17 protein-coding genes are annotated in these 19,642 nt (G+C 70.8%); 2 read left to right on the top strand and 15 right to left on the bottom strand.

Annotated elements, in window-relative coordinates; genetic code table 11:
- Window positions 1-98 precede the first annotated feature (98 nt).
- Complete coding sequence (locus MY520_RS07455) at window positions 99-2,837, top strand: AAA family ATPase (RefSeq protein ID WP_436691449.1); 2,739 nt, start codon at window positions 99-101, stop codon at window positions 2,835-2,837.
- Window positions 2,838-2,847: 10 nt separating this feature from the next.
- Here MY520_RS07455 and MY520_RS07450 read toward each other — a convergent pair whose 3' ends face one another.
- Both MY520_RS07450 and MY520_RS07445 read right to left on the bottom strand, forming a co-directional pair.
- Complete coding sequence (locus tag MY520_RS07450; protein ID WP_436691448.1) at window positions 2,848-3,138, bottom strand: hypothetical protein; 291 nt, start codon at window positions 3,136-3,138, stop codon at window positions 2,848-2,850.
- 261 nt (window positions 3,139-3,399) lie between these two features.
- A complete protein-coding gene (locus tag MY520_RS07445) occupies window positions 3,400-4,155 on the bottom strand; it encodes an endonuclease/exonuclease/phosphatase family protein (protein ID WP_436691447.1) in 756 nt (251 codons plus the stop codon).
- Window positions 4,156-4,511: 356 nt separating this feature from the next.
- Between MY520_RS07445 and MY520_RS07440 the strand changes: the two genes are divergently transcribed.
- Window positions 4,512-5,435, top strand: a complete 924-nt coding sequence (locus MY520_RS07440; protein ID WP_436691446.1) for an O-methyltransferase — start codon at window positions 4,512-4,514, stop codon at window positions 5,433-5,435.
- A 631-nt stretch (window positions 5,436-6,066) separates the two neighbouring features.
- On the opposite strand, the gene MY520_RS07435 is transcribed toward MY520_RS07440, so the two are convergent.
- The 13 genes from MY520_RS07435 to MY520_RS07375 form a co-directional block, all read right to left on the bottom strand.
- On the bottom strand, window positions 6,067-7,194 hold the full coding sequence (locus MY520_RS07435; protein ID WP_436691445.1) for a mandelate racemase/muconate lactonizing enzyme family protein: 1,128 nt from the start codon (window positions 7,192-7,194) through the stop codon (window positions 6,067-6,069).
- 12 nt (window positions 7,195-7,206) lie between these two features.
- On the bottom strand, window positions 7,207-7,752 hold the full coding sequence (locus MY520_RS07430; RefSeq protein WP_436691444.1) for a type 1 glutamine amidotransferase domain-containing protein: 546 nt from the start codon (window positions 7,750-7,752) through the stop codon (window positions 7,207-7,209).
- 55 nt (window positions 7,753-7,807) lie between these two features.
- Entirely contained in the window at window positions 7,808-8,581 is a 774-nt protein-coding gene (locus tag MY520_RS07425) for an SDR family NAD(P)-dependent oxidoreductase (protein WP_436691443.1), read from the bottom strand.
- Window positions 8,582-8,725: 144 nt separating this feature from the next.
- Window positions 8,726-9,748 carry an ABC transporter permease gene (locus tag MY520_RS07420; protein WP_436691442.1) on the bottom strand — a complete coding sequence of 341 codons (1,023 nt, stop codon included), beginning with the start codon at window positions 9,746-9,748 and terminating at the stop codon, window positions 8,726-8,728.
- A complete protein-coding gene (locus tag MY520_RS07415) occupies window positions 9,745-10,779 on the bottom strand; it encodes an ABC transporter permease (RefSeq protein WP_436691441.1) in 1,035 nt (344 codons plus the stop codon). Before MY520_RS07415 ends, MY520_RS07420 begins: the two co-directional genes overlap by 4 nt.
- Window positions 10,776-12,284, bottom strand: coding sequence for a sugar ABC transporter ATP-binding protein (locus tag MY520_RS07410; RefSeq protein ID WP_436691440.1), 1,509 nt, complete (start codon window positions 12,282-12,284; stop codon window positions 10,776-10,778). Before MY520_RS07410 ends, MY520_RS07415 begins: the two co-directional genes overlap by 4 nt.
- A gap of 33 nt (window positions 12,285-12,317) precedes the next feature.
- Window positions 12,318-13,364 carry a substrate-binding domain-containing protein gene (locus tag MY520_RS07405; protein WP_436691439.1) on the bottom strand — a complete coding sequence of 349 codons (1,047 nt, stop codon included), beginning with the start codon at window positions 13,362-13,364 and terminating at the stop codon, window positions 12,318-12,320.
- A 490-nt stretch (window positions 13,365-13,854) separates the two neighbouring features.
- Window positions 13,855-14,712, bottom strand: a complete 858-nt coding sequence (locus MY520_RS07400; protein WP_436691438.1) for an IclR family transcriptional regulator — start codon at window positions 14,710-14,712, stop codon at window positions 13,855-13,857.
- 103 nt (window positions 14,713-14,815) lie between these two features.
- Entirely contained in the window at window positions 14,816-15,922 is a 1,107-nt protein-coding gene (locus tag MY520_RS07395; RefSeq protein ID WP_436691437.1) for a PfkB family carbohydrate kinase, read from the bottom strand.
- Window positions 15,922-16,644, bottom strand: coding sequence for a bifunctional 4-hydroxy-2-oxoglutarate aldolase/2-dehydro-3-deoxy-phosphogluconate aldolase (gene eda, locus MY520_RS07390; RefSeq protein WP_436691436.1), 723 nt, complete (start codon window positions 16,642-16,644; stop codon window positions 15,922-15,924). The genes MY520_RS07395 and eda overlap by 1 nt, the downstream gene beginning before the upstream one ends.
- On the bottom strand, window positions 16,641-17,546 hold the full coding sequence (locus MY520_RS07385; RefSeq protein ID WP_436691435.1) for an SMP-30/gluconolactonase/LRE family protein: 906 nt from the start codon (window positions 17,544-17,546) through the stop codon (window positions 16,641-16,643). Before MY520_RS07385 ends, eda begins: the two co-directional genes overlap by 4 nt.
- Before the next feature lie 244 nt (window positions 17,547-17,790).
- Entirely contained in the window at window positions 17,791-18,549 is a 759-nt protein-coding gene (locus tag MY520_RS07380) for an SDR family NAD(P)-dependent oxidoreductase (protein ID WP_436691434.1), read from the bottom strand.
- 106 nt (window positions 18,550-18,655) lie between these two features.
- A complete protein-coding gene (locus MY520_RS07375; RefSeq protein ID WP_436691433.1) occupies window positions 18,656-19,474 on the bottom strand; it encodes an acetoacetate decarboxylase family protein in 819 nt (272 codons plus the stop codon).
- Between the last annotated feature and the right edge of the window lie 168 nt (window positions 19,475-19,642).

The raw sequence follows: 19,642 nt of genomic DNA, 5'->3' as shown, positions 1-19,642 counted from the left end.
CCGGTCCACTGTCGCCGTTGACGCCGGCCACTCACCCCCGTGGAAGCACCGGCTTCTCAGTGGCCGTCGGACGCGATCGCCCCGGGTAGCGTCGCCCCGTGCTGCACGGCCGGGAGCCTGAGCGGGCGCAGCTGGCGGGGCTGCTCGAGGGCGCCGGCCGGTCCCGGGCGGCGGCGCTGGTCGTTCACGGCGAGGCCGGCGCCGGGAAGTCCGCGCTGCTGGACGACCTGGTCGCCGGCGCGGCGGGAGCCCGGGTGCTGCGCACCCAGGGACTGGAGTCCGAAGCTCCGCTGGCCTTCGCCGCGCTGCACCGGCTGCTGCGACCGATCCGCGCGCTGCTCGACCGGCTCCCGGCTCCCCAGGCCCGCGCCCTGCGGGTGGCGTTCGGCGAGGAAGAGGGGGCCGCTGTCGACCCGTTCCTGGTGGCGGTGGCGACCCTGTCGGCCCTGACGGAAGCGGCCGAGGACGGCCCGGTGCTCTGCATCGTGGACGACGCCCACTGGCTCGACGAGGCCTCCGCGGCCGCCCTGCTGTTCGCGGCCCGTCGCCTGCACGCCGACCGGGTGGCGCTCCTCTTCGCCGCCCGGGATGCAGACGCGACGACCTTCCGCCACGACGGCGTCCCGGCGCTGCAGCTCGACGCGCTGGATGCGGCGGCGGGCGGGGCGCTGCTCGCCGAACGGGCAGGACATCCGGTCGCGAAGGAGGTCTGTGAGCGGCTTCTGGCCCAGGCGGGCGGCAACCCGCTCGCGCTGGTGGAGCTGCCGACCGTCCTGACGCCGGCGCAGCTGCTCGGAACCGATCCGTTGCCGGCGCGGCTGCCGCTCACGACGGGCATGGAGCGGGTGTTCCTGCAGCGGTGCCGCCGACTACCCGAAGACGTGCAGACCCTGTTGCTCGTCGCGGCCGCCGACGACTCCGGGCACCTGGGAACGATCCGGCGCGCCGCCGCCCTCCTCGGGGTCGGCCCGTCCGCGCTGGTCCAGGCCGAGCGGTCCGGCCTCCTGATCATCGACGGCGACAACGTGCGCGTCCGGCATCCGGTGGTGCGGTCGGCGATCTACCAGGCAGCCACCGGCCTGGAACGGCGCGAGGCACACCGGGCGCTGGCAGAGGCTCTCGGTGGGCCCGGTGACGCCGATCGACAGGCCTGGCACCGCGCCGCCGCGGCCGAAGGGCCCGACGAGGACGTGGTCGCGGCGCTGGAACGCGCCGCGACCCGCGCCGAACAGCGCGGCGGCTTCGTGGCGGCGGCCGCCGCCTACCATCGGGCGGCCGAACTGACCGCTGAGGAGCAGCCGCGCGCCGCTCGCCTGTTCGCGGCCGCACGCAACGCCTGGACCGGTGGCCAGACCACCGAGGCCGGCCGGCTGGCGGAGGAGGCTCGGGGGCTCGCCGATGACCGGGTGCTGCGCGCCGACATCGACCGACTCCGCGGGCGCATCGCCTACACCCTCGGCTCCGCCACCGATGGACACCGCATCCTGATGCACGCCGCCCGGGCCGTCGCCGCCGACGACCCGGTTCGCGCGCTGGACATGGCAGCGGTCGCCACCGTGCTCGCCGTCTACGGCGGGGACAGCGGTGCCTCGATGCAGGGGGCGGTGCCCTCGACGGAGGTGGGGCCCACCGACACGCCCCGCGCCCGGTGCATCAAGCAGCTGCTCGCCGGCATGACGGACGCAGGCCGTGGGAACTGGGCGGCGGCCATGGCACCCCTGCGTCACGCGCTCTCCGACGGCGTCGGCCTCGGCGACCCGGACCTGCTGTCGAACCTCGGGGCCGCTGCTCTACACCTGGGTGACGACGCCGCCGCCACCGCATGCTTCACCGCGATGATCTCCGAAGGCCGGGACAGAGGCGCCGGCATGCTCGTGCTGTACGCGCTGCCGCGTCTCGTCTTCGCGCAGCTGCTCACCGGCGAGTGGACGGCCGCGGCCGGCTCCGCCGGCGAAGCCCTCGCGCTCAGCGACAGCGCAGGCCAGGCGCCGATGACCGGCGCTCCGCTCGCGCTCCTGACGCTGCTCGCCGCCCGCCAGGGCGACCCCGAGTACGACGCGCTGCTCCTCCGGGTCGAGGAGGTCACCGCGACCCAGCCGCTGGGCATCCTGGCCGGACCCGTCAGCGACGTCACCCACTGGGCGAAGGCGACGCGGGCCACCACCGACGGGGACACCAGCGCCGCCTGCCACCACCTGGCGCAGTTGCGCCTGCCGGCCATCCGGCGCATGGCCGCGGTGGACCGGATCGACGCCGCCGTCCGCGCGGGCCGCCGCGACGAGGCGAGCACCTGGGTCCAGGAGCTGGCCCCCTTCGCCGAGGGCACCGGGTGGCCGTGGGCGCTGGCCGCCGTCGACCACGGCCGCGCTCTCCTCGCCGAGGCGGCAGCAGCCCCCCGACTGTTCGAGCGGTCCCTGGCCCACCACGCACGCGGGGGCCGGCCATACGACCAGGCCCGTACTCACCTCGCGTACGGCGAGTTCCTCCGACGCTCCCAGCACCGGGTGGATGCGCGCACGCATCTGCGCCGGGCGCTGGAGATCCTCGAGGAACTGCACGCCGAACCCCTCGCCACGCGTGCGGCGACGGAGCTGCGCGCCTCAGGGGAGACGGCTCGCAAGCGCGATCCGTCGACCCTGACGAAGCTCACGCCGATGGAGCTGCAGGTCGCGCAGCTGGTCAGCCAGGGGATGTCGAACAAGGAGGTCGCCGCTCAGTGCTGGGTCTCCCCGCGCACCGTCGAGTTCCACCTGCGCAACTGCTTCACCAAGACGGGTGTCACCTCACGTGTGGAACTCGCGCGTCTGAACCTCGGCTACAAGGAACGACTGCGGTGACCTGCTGGGGCTACTTGCTCATCTGGAGGACGACTCTGCCCTCCATGACCTCAGGGGGACTCCCTGCGGCCTGAGGCACGTTCTGCCTGACCCAGTCCGCCGCCACGCGGATGGATTCGTCCGTCCCGGTCTTGTCCTCGAACACGCTGACGCTGAACCCGCCGCCGTCCTCCGTCCGCACGAGGTAGTAGCTGACGAATCCGGAGACGCTCCGGATCACCGTCTCCACCTCGTCGGTCCGCCGCTCCAACTCATCGAACAGCTGCGAATTGCCTCTGTAGTGCCGGATGACCGCGTGCATCGTGCCCTCCCAGGAGCCGGGCAAGGCTCCTCACCACGACGGCGCCCCTCGGTCTGGGGTGGGGGAACGGTGCTCCCTGAGCGTCGGCGCGCGCAAGGGGCTCGGCCCCGAGGATGGGCGGCAAGCTGGAGGAACCCCGCGGCCTGCGTGCCCAGCGCGACCAGCTCGTCGAGCGTGTGCGCTCGCAGCACGAACCCGCGGATGTTGACCGACCTTGCGCCGCCAGGGTGTCGTCGGAGTCGTGGTGGTGGCCCGGTCGAATCAGCCGTCGGAAGGGCGAACCGAGGTGCCGGCGCCCGTCCGGTCGCCGGGCAGAGCCAGATCGGCGGCGACTGGCAGGTGGTCGGAGCCGTCGGTGCTGAGCACAGCGGCAGTGCACGTCATGACGTCGATGCCGTGCAGGACGTAGTCGAAGCGGGCGTGGGGATTCCCGGCCGGGTACGTGTAGCCGGTTCCCACGCCGGCCTCGGTCCACGCGTCGATGAGGTCCTCGGTGATGGCGTCGATCTCCGGGGTGCCCGGGCGGGCGTTGAGATCACCGGTGAGGACGACGAACTCGTGGCAGGTGCCGATCACCTCCCGGATGGCGGCGATCTGGGCCATCCGCTCGGGCTGGCTGTTGTGCTGCAGGTGCGTGGTGAACACCCGCACAGGGACTCGGCGCACGGTGACCAGCGCCTCGAGCAGGCCTCGCTGCTCGAAGTCCCCGGTGCGAGGCAGCAGGGTGTTGCGCCACTCGCGGATGCGCGCGTCGGACAGGATGGCGTTGCCGTACTGACGCCGCGGCTCACCGGGGTCGAGCGGGTCGAGGTCCAGGTTCGGGCCGTACACCACGTGCATGTTCAGCTCCCGCGCCAGTTCCGCGGCCTGGTCGGCGAGGTCGCTGCGCTCACTCCAGTGCCGGTCGACCTCTTGCAGTCCCACGATGTCGGCGCCGGAGTCACGGATCTCGGCCGCGATGCGGCCGAGATCCAGACGACCATCGGCGCCCTCGCCGTGGTGGATGTTGTAGGACATGACGCGGAGCGGCCGATCGGGGGCGGCCGGGTCGGCGAGGGCGGCCGACGACGTGCCGGCCGCCGGAACGCCGATGGCCGCCGTTCCGCGCGTGTGGTCGGGCTGAGGTGCACAGGCCTCCCCTGGGAGCGGGGGCGGGCCACTGGATGAGCACTCGATGACTACGTAGTGTAGCGGTACAAGCGAGGCGAGTAGCCGCCCTCTGTCCGTGCCCCGGCGAGACGCTGCCGGCTGGAGCCCCGACCACCGTGACCGCGCCTCCAGCCACCCATGGTCGGGAAGGCTGCCGGTCGGCTCCCATGGACAGCGCTTCTGTGCCCGGCGGAGAGTTGCTCGCGATGTGCCGGGGAGGCGTCATGGGAGCTGCCGTCAAGCAGGTACGGAAACGGTCGGGGACCTTCGCCGGTTGCGCTCTGGTCGCGGGTGCGGCATGCATGCTCGGGTCGCCGGTGCGGCCCGTTCCACGGTGGGTTCTGTGGTCTGCGGCCGGACTGGGGACGGCGATCACCGCGAACGAGCTCTCCGGCAAGCCCGTGCCGTTTCTCCGTTGGTCGTTCCTGCGGATGGTCATGCGGAGCAAGCACCTGGCCACCGAGTGGCAGGTCGGAGATGGTCGGGAAGCGGCTCTGGCCGACCACGTCGAGACCCACGCCCGGCCCGGCGACGTGGACGACGTCATCCGGGTCGTCGACGGCTTCTGCCGCCACTACAGCTTCCTCATCAACGTGGGAGACGAGAAGGGGGCGATCTTGGACGACGCCGTCCATCGTCTCCAGCCCCGTCGCCTCCTCGAGCTGGGCACCTACTGTGGCTACAGCGCCCTACGGATGGCCCGCGCGATGCCGGCCGACGCGCACGTGTACTCGATCGAGTTCAACCCGGCGAATGCCGAGATCGCGCGACGGGTCCTGGCCCACGCAGGAGTCGCCCACCGGGTGACCGTCGTCGTCGGGACGTTGGGCGACGGCGGTGAGACGCTGCGCCGGCTGCGCGACGAGCACGGCTTCAGGGCGGGCTCGCTCGACCTCGTCTTCCTGGACCATGCGAAAGACGCCTACCTGCCCGACCTCCAACGGATCCTCGATGAGGGCTGGTTGCACCCCGGCTCCGTGGTGGTGGCGGACAACATCAGGTTCCCCGGCGTCCCGGCCTTCCACAGCTACATGAGGGACCACGAGGACACGCTGTGGCGCACCACCGAGCATCGTGCCCACGTCGAGTACCAGTCTCTGTTGCGGGATGTCGTTCTCGAGTCGACGTACCTGGGGCACTCGGCCTGAGAGGTTGGTCCGGGCGCGCCCGACCACCCTCCGGCGTGCAACCACAGCTGCAACCGGAGAACGACGCAGGCCGCTCTCCCCGAGGGAGAACGGCCTGGTCATCGGGGTGGAGCTGGGGGGACTCGAACCCCTCCCCCACACTGCCAGGGCGGCTGGGCGGGGTTTGCTCAAGTCCCTCAGAGTTCATTCGCGCAGGTCAGAGGGCTACTCGGTCGTCTACGGGCTCCCGCGAACGACCCTGAACGCCGTCGCTTGGCCACCATCGTGGCACCGCGCGGAGGCCGCGTGCCGGACGTGGTGAGGCCCAGGACCGGCATCGACACGTCCTGGCCCATCACCGTGGCCGCCAACCGCCGCTCGTTGCTCAGCCCCGCCGTGTGCGGCACGAACACCAGCTCGTCGAACGCCGCCAGGTTGTCGGCGGCCGTCAGCCCCTTCTCGAGCCGGCCACCGTGGCCCCGTACACGCCCTTCGGCAGTCGGCGCTGTGCCCGCTGCGCCTCGGCCACCGTCTCGAACCACGCTGTCACCAGCCCAGGGCCTTCCTCCCCACCCCCAGGTGCCGCTGCGCGACAGCACGAACTCGCTCCGCGCTCGCGACCGGTGCCGATCGCTGACACCTCGCTCCCGGCTCACCGCCGGAGCAGGGAGAACCGCTCGAACGCGTCGTCGGCGAGCTCCACGCCCAGGCCCGGACGCTCGTCGGCGCTCACGTGCCCGTCCTTCACCGTGAGCGGCTCGACGAGCATCCCGTCCCAGCCGGGGCCGCCGTAGGCGTCGAACTCGATCAGCGGGGCGTTCGTGCAAGCCAGGATCAGGTGCAGGCCGGCCGCGAGCGAGATCCCAGTGCCCGAGGAACAGGCGATGTGGGGGACGCACTCGATGTTCCAGGCGCTGGCCATGTCCGCGATCCGCTTGGCCTCGGAGATGCCGCCGACGCTGGTGCAGTCGGGCTGGAGGACGTCGAACGTCCGACGGGACAGCAGGTCGATGTACTCGAACCGGGTCAGCAGCGATTCCCCGCCGGCCAACCGCAGGGAGACCCGATCGGCCAGCCAGGAGTAGTCGTCGACGTACTGCGTCAGGCTGCGGGAGAGGATGGGCTCTTCCAGGAAGGCGACCCCCAGCTGCTCGAGCTCGCGGGCCAGCGCGAGGGCGGTCCGCCGGTCGAACGACATGTTGCCGTCAACCATGATCTCGGCGTCGTGTCCCACGGCCTCCCGCACGCTGGCGACCAGGTCGACCGTCTCGCGCAGCTGCGGGGTGGCCCGCAGCTTCATCGCCGTGAAACCGTCCGCGACCGCCCGCAGGCACTCCTCGACGATCTCCGGCGTCGGCTTGAGCGAGGGCGCGAAGTAGGCGCGCACCGTCGACTTCGCCGCCCCGAGGAGCCGGTACACCGGCTGCCCGCTGATCTTGCCGAGCAGGTCCCACAGCGCGATGTCCACGCCGCTCAGCGCGTAGGTCTCGATCCCCCGCCGGCCCCACATGTGCGTGGCGTCGAGCATCTGCTGCCACAGGGCGGCGATGTCCCGGGGATCCTGACCCACCAGCATCGGGGCCAGCTGGTCGTTGACGATCGGCCCCACGGTCGGGAAGTACTCGGCGGAGAAGCCTGCCTCCCCCAACCCGACGTGCCCGTCGTCGGTCTCGACGCGGACGACGATGCCGCCCTTGACCCCGACGACCATGGCGCCCCAGCGCAACGGCTGGTCCAGGGGGCTGCCCAGCGGGATCGCCTCCACACTCACGATCTTCATGTCACTCCCTCCTCAGCCGGCGGCCGGCGCGTCGTCGCCGCTCGTCAGGTGAGCGATGATCGTCTCGACGAACTGCGGCAGGTCGGCGGGCGTGCGCGACGTGATGACGTTGCCGTCCTCGACGACCGCCTCGTCGACCCACGTGCCACCGGCGTTCACCACGTCGTCGTGGATCGGCAGGTACCCGGTCGCCCGGCGGCCCTTCAGCGCACCCGCGGAGACGAGCATCCATCCGCCGTGGCAGATGGCCGCGGTCAGCCGACCGGCGTCGTGCACGCTCCGGACCAGCTCGACCATCTCGGGGTGCAACCGCATGTTGTCCGGCGCGAACCCGCCCGGGATGACGACGGCGTCGAAGTCCTCCGCACGGACCTCCGCCGCCGCGAGATCGGCCGCCATCGGATATCCCTCCTTGCTGGCGTACGACTGCTTGGTCCCGCTCCCGATCACGCGCACGGTCGCCCCGGCGGCCTGCAGCCGCAGCAGCGGGTACCAGCCCTCGAGGATCTGGTACTCGTCCTCGATCAGCAGTGCGATGGTCTTGCCTTCCAGGCTCACGTCGTGCTCCTCACGTGGGGTTGCGGTTCTCGAGGGTGTGCGGCGGGCGGCGCGGCTAGCTCATGACGAGGCCGCCGCTGACGTTGATGGCTTCGCCCGTGATGGCCGAGGACGCATCGGAGGCGAGGAACAGGCAGACGTCGACCACTTCGCGCGCGTCGATGAAGCGCCCCATCGGCGCGGACGTCCGCCACTGCTCGGCGATGTCGGCCGCCGTCGTCCCCTCGATCTCGGCGTGGCCGCGCATCACCTCGTCGAGGTGCGGCGTCTCGACCGGGCCGGGGCAGACGGCGTTCACCCGGATTCCGTCTCCCGCGACCTCGAGCGCAAGGGTCTGCGTCAGCCCCAGCAAGGCCCACTTGCTCGCGACGTAGGCCGAGCGATGGGGCAGGCCGCGCTTGGCCACGTTCGAGGCGATGTTGATCACGGTGCCGCCCGGGCGGCCGGTCATCTGCCGCAGAGCGGCGCGGGTGCACAGCATCGCGCCGGTGAGGTTCACCGACAGGGTGCGCTCCCAGGCCTCCAGCTCCATGTCCCGCACCAGCGCCACCGGGGTGCCCAGCGCGGCGTTGTTCACCAGTACGTCGACCGGACCCCAGAGCTCGTCCACCCGGGTGAAGGCGTCGGTGACGCCGGCCTCCGACGTGACGTCGAGGTGGATCCCGACGGCGGTGCCGCCCTGAGCGCGGATCGACTCGACAACGGCTTCCGTCGGCCGGATGTCGGCCACGGCGACCCGTGCCCCCTCGCGGGCCAGGCCTTCGGCGATGTGCGCGCCGATCCCCTGCGCAGCACCCGTGACGATCGTCGTCCTGCCTGTCAGTCGCACGGTCGACCTCCTGTTAGTACGTCGGGGATGTCCCGACATCGGGACGGGGAGCCCAGCCGTCGTACGGCGGGCGGGAAGCGGGAGGCAGCAGCGTCCCTGCCCGGGTGACGGCCCCCGAGCAGGAACGCGCTGCGCGGAGGGCGGCTAGTTGCCGCGCCCCTGGGCGAGGCGCTGATTGGCGCCGACGGCGACCAGGATGATCGCTCCCTGCACCGCCATCTGCAGGTAGGGCGAGATCAGCATCAGGTTCATCAAGTTGCCGGCGATGCCGAGGATCAGCACACCCAGGACGACGTCCCGGATCTTGCCCTGCCCACCACTGAGCGGGATCCCCCCGACCACCACCGCGGCGATGGACATCAGCATGAACTCGCTGCCGGCAGACGGGCTGACGCTGCCGGTGCGGGCGAGGAAGAGCAGGCCGGCCGCCGCGGCGAAGACACCCGCCGCCGCGTAGATGAAGATCTTGATCCGCGGCACCGGGACCCCCGACAGCCGCGCGGCGGTCTCGTTGCCGCCCACGGCGTACAGCATGGCGCCCTGCTTGGTGCGGCTGAGCACCAGGTGGCCGATCACGATCAGCACGGCCCACAGCAGGACGGGCACCGGGAGGATCCAGACCCGCGCTTCCCCGAGGTCCTTCAGCAGCTGGGCCGGCTGGGTCACCGGCGCGCCCTTCGTGAGCATGAAGGTGATGCCGACGACCACCAGGTAGGTCGAGAGCGTGATGATGAACGGCGGCACGGTGGTGCGCCCGGCCAGCAGCCCGTTCACCACGCCGACCAGCAGGCCGACCAGCAGACCGAGGACGATCGCCAGCGGCAGCGGCAGGTGTGGCATGAACTGTGGTTCGGCCGAGCTGCTGTCGCCGATGATCAGCGCGGCGAGGATCGCGGTCGCCCCGATGGAGAGGTCGAGCCCCTTGCTGATCACCGCATAGGCCTGCGCCATCGCCAGGACGCCCACGACGGCGGTCTGGTAGAGCACCGTCGTCAGGTTGCTCGGCCGGACGAACACGCCCTTGCTGAGGACGATGGCCGCGATGATGAGCAGGACGAGCACCCACACCATCGCGCCGCCGGGCAGCCGTCGACGGTTCGCCTGGCCCCCGGCCGGCTGCGACGGGCTGTCGGCGGCCGGCTGCGTGAGGTTCTGAGACACGGTCACGAGGTCCTCCCCAGCAGGTGGTTGCGCCGCCGCAGGACGGCCGGGACGGCGACAGCCGCCAGGATGAGAAGGCCCTTGAGGACGCTCTGCAGGTACGAGTCGACGTCTGCGAGGTTCATGACGTTCGTGATCATGAGGTAGGTGAGGACGCCGATCATCGCCTTGATCAGGTTGCCCGAGCCTCCGTAGAGGCTCACCCCGCCGATGACGACGGCGGCGATGGTGTCGAGCTCCCAGCCGACACCGAGGCCGGGCAGACCGCTGCTGGCGCGCGCGGCGAAGAGGACACCCGCGACCCCGGCCAGCATGCCTGACAGGGCGAAGGCGGTCACCTGGACCCGGGCGACGGGCACGCCGGCCAGCCGAGCGCTGTCGGCGTTGCCGCCGATGGCGAAGAAGTACAGCCCCGTCCGCGTGAGGCGCAGGACCGCGTACACCACCGCAGCGAGCACCGCCCAGATCACGAACAGCAGGGGGACGAAGCCGAAGGACGTGCTGTTGATCTTCATGAAGGTCGGATCGGTGATCACGATCCCGCGGTTGGAGATCGTGAAGGCCACGCCCTGAGCGATCCCCGTGACGCCGAGCGTCGCGACGATCGCCGGGATGCGCCCCCAGGTGACCGAGAACCCGCTCAGCAGCCCCAGCAGCGCCCCGCTCGCGATCGCCAGCAGGATCCCGAGCAGACCCATGTCGCCGAGGGTGGAGGCGACGACCATGGAGCTCGTCGCCGCGACGGCACCCACCGACAGGTCGAACCCGCCGGCGACGATGACGACGTACTGCCCGATCGCCAGGATGCCCAGCACCGCGGCCTGGCTCAGCAGCCCCTGGAGGTTGAACGAGGTCAGGAAGTTCGGGCTCGCGATGAAGCCGGTGAACACCATCGCGAGGAACAGGATCTCGACCGCTCGCCCGGACAGGCCGGACAGCCAACGCCCCGGTCCGCGGCCGGGCTGCGGCCCTGGGTCCGTCGTCTGCAGCCGGACGCCGGCGTCGGCTCCGACGGTGGCAACCATCTTGTCGGTCATGACGCGATCGCCGCCGACCTGGGCACTGCGTGACTCATGATCACCTCTTGCGTGGCTTCTTCTCTGGACAACTCGCAGGTCAACCGCCCCTCGGCCATGACCAGGACCCGATCGCTCATCCCGAGCACCTCGGGCAGTTCGGAGGACGCCATGAGGATCGAGATCCCCCGGGACGCCAGCCGGTCCATCAGGGCGTAGATCTCGCTCTTCGCGCCGACGTCGACTCCGGCCGTGGGCTCGTCGAGCAGCAGAACCGACGTGCCGCGGGCCAGCCACTTCGCGAGCACGACCTTCTGCTGGTTGCCGCCGCTGAGGAAGCGGACGGGCTGGGCGGCGGACGGCGTCTTGATGCGCAGGTCCTCGATGAAGCTGCGACACACCGTCGCCAGCTCCTTGGTCCGGACGACGATGCCGCGGGACAGACGCCCCAGGGAGGGCAGGGTGAGGTTCTCCTGGACCGAACGGGACAGGATCAGCCCGGCGCCCCGCCGGTCCTCAGGGACCAGGCCGATCCCCGCATCGATCGCTTGCTGCGGCGTCCGGGCCTTCAGGGGCTGCCCGTTCAAGGTCACCGTTCCGCTGTCCGCGGGCACCACGCCGAAGATGCAGTTGAGCAGCTCACTGCGGCCGGCGCCGACCAGCCCGGCCAGCCCGAGCACCTCACCGCGCCGGAGGTCGAAGCTGACCTCCTCGAAGTGGCCGCGCAGCGTGAGCCCGCGCACCGACAGGACGACGTCGTCACCCACGACCGCCGTCTTGGTGTATTGATCGGAGAGCTCCCGGCCGACCATCGCGCGGATGATGTCCGGCACCGAGGTGTCTTGGACGGCGCGGGTCTGCACCCACTGCCCGTCGCGCATCACCGTGACCCGGTCGCCGATGAGCATGAGCTCCTCGAGCCGGTGGGAGATGTAGACGATCCCCATCCCCCGGGCCCGCAGGGACCGGACGATCTCGAAGAGCGACTCGAGTTCGTGGTCGCTGAGGACCGCGCCGGGCTCATCCATGATGAGGACCCGGCAGTTGCGGGACAGCGCCTTCGCGATCTGCACCAGCTGCGCGTTCGCCGCGGTCAGGTCGCTGACCGGCGCGTCCACGGGCAGGGTCACGCCCAGCTCGTCGAGGACCCGCCGGGCTTCCCTCCGCATGCCGGCCCGGTCGAGGGCGCCCGAGCGTCCCCGGGGCTCGTGACCCAGGAAGACGTTCTCGGCGACGGTCAGCTGCGGCACGAGGTCGGTCTCCTGGTAGATGGCCGACACCCCCAGCCGGTGCGCCAGGGCCGGCCGGAGGCCGGCGTGTTCCCGGCCGCCGATCGTGATGACGCCCTGGTCCGGCTGCTCGGCACCGGTGAGCATGCGAATGAGCGTGGACTTGCCGGCGCCGTTCTCGCCGATGAGGCAGTGGACTTCACCGGCGCGCAGGTCGAAGTCGACCCCGCGCAGGGCGGCGACACCGGGGTAGCTCTTGGTGATTCCGGTCATCCGGACCAGGACGTCGTCAGTCACGTGTTCAGCACTCCTCTCACATGTCCGCGGGCATCAGCAGCAGTCGATGCCGAGCTCGGTCAGCTCGTCGATCCGCTCCTGGATCGCCTGCCGCGCCTGGTCGGAGTCGGCCTCGTAGACGGTCTTGGGCAGGAGCTGGGTGGTCTCCTCCAGCGAGCCGTCCTGGACGTCCTGCCAGGTCTGCATCGTCAGTTCGCCGAACTGCGGAGGCGTCGAGATGGTCATCCGCATCTCGCCGTCGAGGATCGCCTGGAGACCCGTGCGCTGGGCGTCCTTGCCCCAGATCCAGCCGAGCAGCTCGTCACGGCCGGCGGCCCTGATCGCCGCGATCGCGCCGAGGGCCATCTCGTCGTTGTCGGCGATGACGCCGTCGATCTCACCGGCGCCGAAGCGCTGGAGCAGGTCCTCCATGCACTGCCGTCCCGGCTCGCGGGAGTAGTTCCCGTCGCACTGGGCGACCTCTTCGATGCCCGGGTTGTCCGCGAGCACCTGGTCGATGCCCTCCTGCTCGTCCAGAACGGGAGACGCACCCGAGGTGCCGGTGATGTGGACGATACGGCCGGTGGGCGAGCCGTTCTTCTCGGTGAGGCCCTTGACGACGCTCTCGGCCACCAGCTGGCCGGTCTCGACGAAGTCGATGGTCAGGAAAGCCTTGTACTGCCCCTCGCCCGGCGTCCCGGGAAGAGCGCGGTCCACCACGATCAGCGGCACACCGGCCTCCTCAGCCAGGCCGGGCACGGGGGCCAGCGGCTCGAAGGTCACCGGCCGCACGACCAGGAGGTCGGGCTGGCGGGACAGCAGGTCCCGCACGTCCTGCAGCTGCTTGGCCGGGTCACCCTCGGCGTCCGCCTGGATGAACTCGCAGCCGGCGTCCTCGACCGCGGCCTTCATGTCGCGGGAGTTCTCGACCATCCACTCGAAGCCGAGCGACTCCTGCGAGAACGCGACCGTGCAGCTGCCGTCGCCGGAACCATCCCCGCCGGCCTGCGCGCTGTCGCCGCGGCCGCAGCCGACGACGACGAGGGACAGCAGGCCGGCGCTGATCGCGCCGATCGCCTTGGTTCTCGTTGCTCGCTTCATCCATCTCTCCTGGGTTGAGGGCTCGCCGCACAGCGGTCGAGCTGGAGGCCATCCCTCGCCGGGCTGGCGTGCGCTGAACTGCAGGGGGTGGTGCGGGGAACCGGGTCGTCCTGGTGCCGAGGTCCGCGAAGGGCCGGCTACCGAACTCCCGCCTACGTACTCGTGAGTGAAATGGCTTTCCGCTCATCGGAACGGTTCGTAGCGTGCCGCTGCCTGGGGGATGTGTCAAGGGACACAGGGCCAGGATTTGTCCGAGTCGTTCCAGCGCCTTCGGCGAACAGGCCGAAGCGCCCTCACCTGGTGGCGGTCCGGGATCGCCGGACGCTGGATCAGGGAGGGTCTGAGCGCGGTCGCCGCAGAACTGCAGGCGTTTCCCTCGCGCCTGCTTCAGAGGTGGTGCCCGGACAACGGGGACCCCGGAACCCGGCGGGCGTGCACGCGCGCACGCCCGCCGAGAGGTCGAGCGGCTACCGGAGCCGGGTCGTCACGCCTACTCGGCCGGGGCCAGGCCGTCGGAACGCACATGCTCCGACGTGGTGCCCGACGCCGCGAGCGCCGCGAGCCTCGAGAGAGCCTCCCGGGGCGCCCCCAGCGTCGCCGAGATCCGATGCGCAGCCGTCAGGACCGACGGCCCGAGGCGGAGCGCCTCGTCGAGGCTGAGATCGAAGGTTGCCGAGGAGACGCTGACGCCGCCGATGACCTCGCCCCGCGCGTCGAACACCGGAGCTCCGACACAGCGGACGTTCTCCTCGTTCTCCTCGTCGTCGATGGCGAAGCCACGGGCACGGATCTCCTCGAGCTGCTGCCGGAGCGCCCGGGACGTGGTGATCGTGTGCGGCGTCCGCCGGACCAGCGACGCAGGCTGCAGGTAGGGCTCGGCCTGATCCGGTGACTTGAACGCGAGGATCGCCTTGCCGATCGACGTGCAGTGCACCGGCAGTGACGTCCCGATGGTCGAGGCCATGCGGTACGGCCGGCGGCCCTCGATCTTCGCCACGTACACCGGTGCGTCGCCCGTCATCACCGCGAAGTGGATGGCGTCCGGGGTGATCGTCTGGAGCCAGCGCAGCCCTTCCTTGGCCTCGCTCGCGTAGTCCAGCTGGGCCAGCGCCTCTCCCGACAGCGCGAACATCTTCGACCCCAGGCAGTAGGACCGGTCGTCGTCCTGGCGCAACAGGTCCCGGGCCACCAGGAGCCGCAGGATCCGGTGGGCCGTCGGCTTCGGGATGCCGGCCTCGCCGGCCAACTCGGCCAGCGTCAGCGGGCGATGGGCAGTGATGGCGATGGACAGGAGATCCAGTGCGCGGTCGATCGCACTCGGTGGCCCCTGAGCGTCGATCTGCGTCATGCCCCTGCCCCGTGATCCCGATTTTCCGTGAAGGTGGGAAACGGTACCCGTTCATCCCGGGGTTCGCGGCGAGGCGAAGCTGGACCCGGGTCGCCGTCACGGCTCATCGCTGGACACGGGCGCCTACCCCGTTCACCAGCGCCTCCACCTCGGCCAGGGTGGCCATCGACGTGTCACCCGGCGTCGTCATCGCCAGGGCACCGTGCGCCGCGCCGTACTCCACTGCGGCCCGGATGTCGGCCTTCTCCAGCAATCCGTAGATCAGACCTGCAGCGAAGCCGTCACCCCCACCGACGCGATCGAGGATGTCCAGGCCGGGCCGGGGCACCGACTGGAAGACGTCGCCGTCCAGCCAGGCCAGGGCGCTCCAGTCGTTCACCAGAGCCGTCCGGACGGTGCGCAGGGTGGTCGCCACGACCTTGAGGTTCGGGTACTCGGCGGAGACCTTGGCGACCATCTTGGCGAAGTTCTCCACCTCGGGGGCGCTGGGGCAGATGTCCGTGTGGGGCACCTCCAAGCCGAGGGCCGCGGTGAAGTCCTCCTCCTTGCCCAGGCCCAGCATCACGTCGACGTGCGGCGCCAGCCGGCGGTTCACCTCCTGGGCCCGCGCCATGCCTCCGTAGCTCTGCCACAGACTGGGCCGGTAGTTGAGGTCGTAGGAGACGATCGTCCCGTACCGCTTGGCGGCAGCCATCGCTTCTTCGATGACGTCGGGCGTGGTCTCGGAGAGCCCGGCGTAGATGCCCCCGGTGTGGAACCAACGGGCACCGAGGTCACCGAAGATGTGGTCCCAGTCCACGTCGCCCCTGCGCATCTGGCTGGCCGCGGTGTGCCCCCGGTCCGACATGCCGAGGGCCCCGCGCACACCGAACCCGCGCTCGGTGAAGTTCAGCCCGTTGCGCACCGTGCGGCCGCAGCCGTCGTAGGGCACCCAGCTGACGTGCTCGGTCCCCACGTCGCCCTGGAAGATGAGGTCCTCGATGAGTCGCCCCACCTCGTTGTCGGCGAGCGCCGTCACGACGGCGGTGCGCAGGCCGAAGCAGCGCCGCAGACCGCGGGCCACGTTGTACTCGCCACCGCCCTCCCACGCGCGGAAGGAGCGCGCCGTGTGGATGCGCATGTCCCCGGGGTCGAGTCGCAGCATGATCTCGCCGAGGGAGACGAGGTCGTACCGGCATTCCTCCCGCGGACGGGTCGAGAGCTCGGACATCAGGCCCCTCGTGACTCGTCGGCGGAAGTGAGGGAAGCGACACGAAGAACGGCTTCCCGCGTCCGTTGCTCGATGCCGGCGAAGTCGCCGGTTGACAACAGCGAGGGAGCCACCATCCAGCTGCCTCCCACGGCGATGACGGCGGGGTGTTCGAGATAGCTGCCGGTGTTGTCCAGGGAGATCCCCCCGGTCGGGATGAACCGGGTGCCCGCGAAGGGAGCGCTCAGCGCGGCCAGCGCCTTCACGCCCCCCGCGGCCTCGGCGGGGAAGAACTTGAGCACATCCAGCGCGGCGTCGAGCCCCATGATCACCTCGGTGGCCGTGGCGACCCCAGGAATCACCGGCACACCGACCTCCCGACACGCGGCGACGACGGCGGAGCTGAAGCCCGGCGTGACGACGAACCGCGCCCCGGCGCGAACCACCCGCTCGACCTGCTCCGGGCGGACGACGGTCCCGGCGCCCACGAGCAGGTTCGGGTCCTCGGCCATCCGCGCGAGGACGCCCTCCGCCGCGGGTGTCCGCATCGTCACCTCGACGCAGGGCAGACCACCCGCGACCAGGGCCCGCGCCAGCGGCTCGGCGTGGGCGACCTCCTCGACGGTCGCCACGGGGACCAGGCGCGCCCCGGTCAGGCGGCCCAGCACGTCGTCCGACGAGTCCGCGCACGGAGCATTCGCGGCGTTCAGGCCGGTGAGCACCGCCGCATCCACCGTCGTCATCGCATGTATCCGAGGCGGTGTCCGGCGACCTGCATCCTGATCCGGTACACCGACGTGTTGGCCGTCAGGTAGAGCGACCGCCAGTCGGCGTCGCCCCAGTTGAGGTTGGCGACCTGCTCCGGCACCTCGATGGTGCCCAGCCGCGTCCCGTCGGGTGCGTAGACCCAGACGCCGCCGGGGCCGGTGACGTACACGTTGCCGCGCTCGTCGATCTTCATGCCGTCGACGTAACCGTCGTCGCCGGCAGCGCTCGCGGTGATGCCGGCGGCGAAGACGCGTCCGGGACCCAGCGGGCGCTCACCGGTCATGTCGAAGACGCGGATGTGGGCCCGCGCCGTGTCCCCGACGTAGAGCAGGGACTCGTCGCGGGAGAGGCAGAGACCGTTCGGCTGCGCCATGTCGTCGACCAGCAATTCGAGGTCGCCACCGTCTGCGGGGACCCGGTACACGCCCTGGATCTCCTGTTCGACGTCGCGGACCACGCCGACCGACTCCATCAGCCGTCCGTACGTCGGGTCGGTGAAGATCACGGACCCGTCCGACGCGACGATGACGTCGTTGGGGCTGTTGAGCTCCTTGCCCTGCCAGTGCGAGGCGATCGGCGTCCGCGGGCCGCCCGGGGCCCCCCGGGTGACCGTGCTGGTGGCGTGCTCGCACACGACGAGCCGGCCCTCGTTGTCCAGCGTCATGCCGTTGCCCTTGGCGTTGGGCTCGCGCACCACGCTCTGGCCCTCCTCGGGGTGCCAGCGCAGCAGCCGGCTCGCCGGGATGTCGCTGAAGAGGAGGTAACCGTCGGGCAGCCAGACCGGCCCTTCGGTGAAGATGCAGTCCTTCGCGACGCGTTCGACCGCGGCGCCGGGCTCAACGAGGTCGGCGAGACCGTCTCCTGTGGGGCTTGTCATCGTGTGTCGTTCCTTCCGGTACCGAGAGGCCGACCGGCCTCACGCGTTCTCTGGGCCACGGGGGGACTCGACGTCCGCCCTCCTCGTGACCGCGCACGCGACCAGGGCTGACCGAGTGACCGCGCCGGATCCGGCGCGGAGGAGACCGCCGGCGGGCAGCGCAGCGGCGCTCGCGGGTGGTCGAGGAGAAGGGGTGACCCGGCCCCGTGCGATCGCCCGAGGGCGATCGCACGGGGCCCGCAGGTCAGGCGACGCCGGACAGCTCGCCGCCGTCGGCGAAGAAGGGGGCCCCGGTGGAGAAGCTGCAGTCATCCTGCGCGAGGTAGACCACGAGCGGGGCCACCTCCTCCGGCTCACCGGGACGCCCCATCGGGTTGCTCGCCGCCACCGCGGCGGGGTCGGCCTGCGCGGCGAGGAAGTCCCGGCCGATGCCGGTCATGATCAGGCCGGGCACGAGGGCGTTGACCCGGATGTTGTCCTTCGCCAGGTCCATCGCCATCGCGCGCGTGAGCGACAGGACGGCGCCCTTGGAGGTGATGTATGCGGCGTTCCCGGGCCACCCCTTGAAGGAGGCCGGGGAGGCGGTGTTGATGATCCGGCCCCCGCCGGTGCGGCGCATCTCCGGAATCGCGAAGCGCGAGCAGAAGAAGATGCTGTCGACGTTGACCGAGAGGACGCGCCGCCAGTCCTCCACGCTCATGTCGACGACGCTGCCCTCCATCGGGTTGATGCCGGCATTGTTGAAGAGGACGTCCACCCGGCCGAACGCCTCGACCGTCGCCTCGACCACCTGGCGGCAGTCGGCCTCCTGCGAGACGTCGCTCTTGACGAAGATCGCCTCGCCGCCGTTCGCCCGGATGGTCTCGACGGTCTCCTCCCCGCCGGCGGCGTTGAAGTCCGCCACGGTGACCCGAGCACCCTCACGCGCGAAGGCGACGGCCGTAGCCCGACCGATCCCCGACGCCCCGCCGGTGACGATGCACGCCTTTCCGCTCAACTTCATGTCCTCAGCTCTGCCTTCCACGGAGGTGTCGACCCGGTGCGCTGACCGGAGGGGCGGCTCGCCGGCAGGGGCTTCGGACGCAGCCCCTGCCGGCGAGCACCGGCGATCAGGAGGTCTTGCCCGCCTTGCTCAGGTCGAGCGGGCGGGCGAGCTCCTCCGCGTCCACCACCAGGTTGTTGATGCCCCGGTGGTTGAAGGCCGACCGGCCGAAGAAGGCCTCGATGTCGGTCAGCGGGCCGATCGGCAGCTGGTCGAACGGACCGTCGGTGATGCTGATCTCGCCGGTGCCCTTCTTGACGTCGCTCGAGTCGAAGTCGAGCTGGACGAACACCAGCTGCTGCTTGTCGATCGCGGCGCGGTCCGGCGACGGCACCTGCCGGAAGCAGATGGCGTGCGTCCGGCCGTAGAAGGGGAACTCCGAGGTGTCGACCGGCTGGAGGTTCTCGGCCTTGGCGGAGATCAGCTTGGTGCCGCGGCGCGACACCGTGTACTCGTAGCTGTCGGAGTCACCGTCGGTGGTCTTCGGCGTGATCTCCATCTCGCCGATCTTCTTCGGGTAGCCCCAGACCTCGCGGCCGTGGACCAGCACCAGGTCGTCGTCGACATAGAGCTGCACGAGGAAGTTGCCCTTGGTCTCCGGCCGGCCCGGGAGCTGGGACACGACACCGACGCCCCACTCGTGGAACGGCCACGCCCAGGTGGTCTGCCCCTCCTTCTGGGTCTCCTTGAACCACCCCATGTAGATGATCACCTCATCGGTGGCCTCCAGCGGCGCGGGGACGAGCTTGCGGAGCTGCTCGATGTCGCCCTTGGCGCGGAAGACGATGTAGTCGGCGTCGATCCGACCCATCTCCTCCTCGCCCTGCGCGCAGGCGAGCCAGTCCAGCTCGAAGTTGCGGCAAACCTCGGCCTGCTTCTGCACCATGTCTTCTCCTCACTCACATCCGCGGCAGGGGTGCCGCTGGGGATGACTTGCCTCGGCTCAGAGCCGTTCCGATCGACGACGAGAGGGACCGGCCCCCGAGGGCTTCAGTCCCGGTGCGTTCAGCTGAACGAAACGCCGTGTCGGTGAACAGAATGCTTGCAGAGTGGT

It is taken from the genome of Geodermatophilus sp. CPCC 205506 (genome assembly GCF_051383635.1).
Lineage (GTDB): Bacteria > Actinomycetota > Actinomycetes > Mycobacteriales > Geodermatophilaceae > Geodermatophilus.
This window is presented reverse-complemented; position numbering and strand designations above follow the sequence as displayed.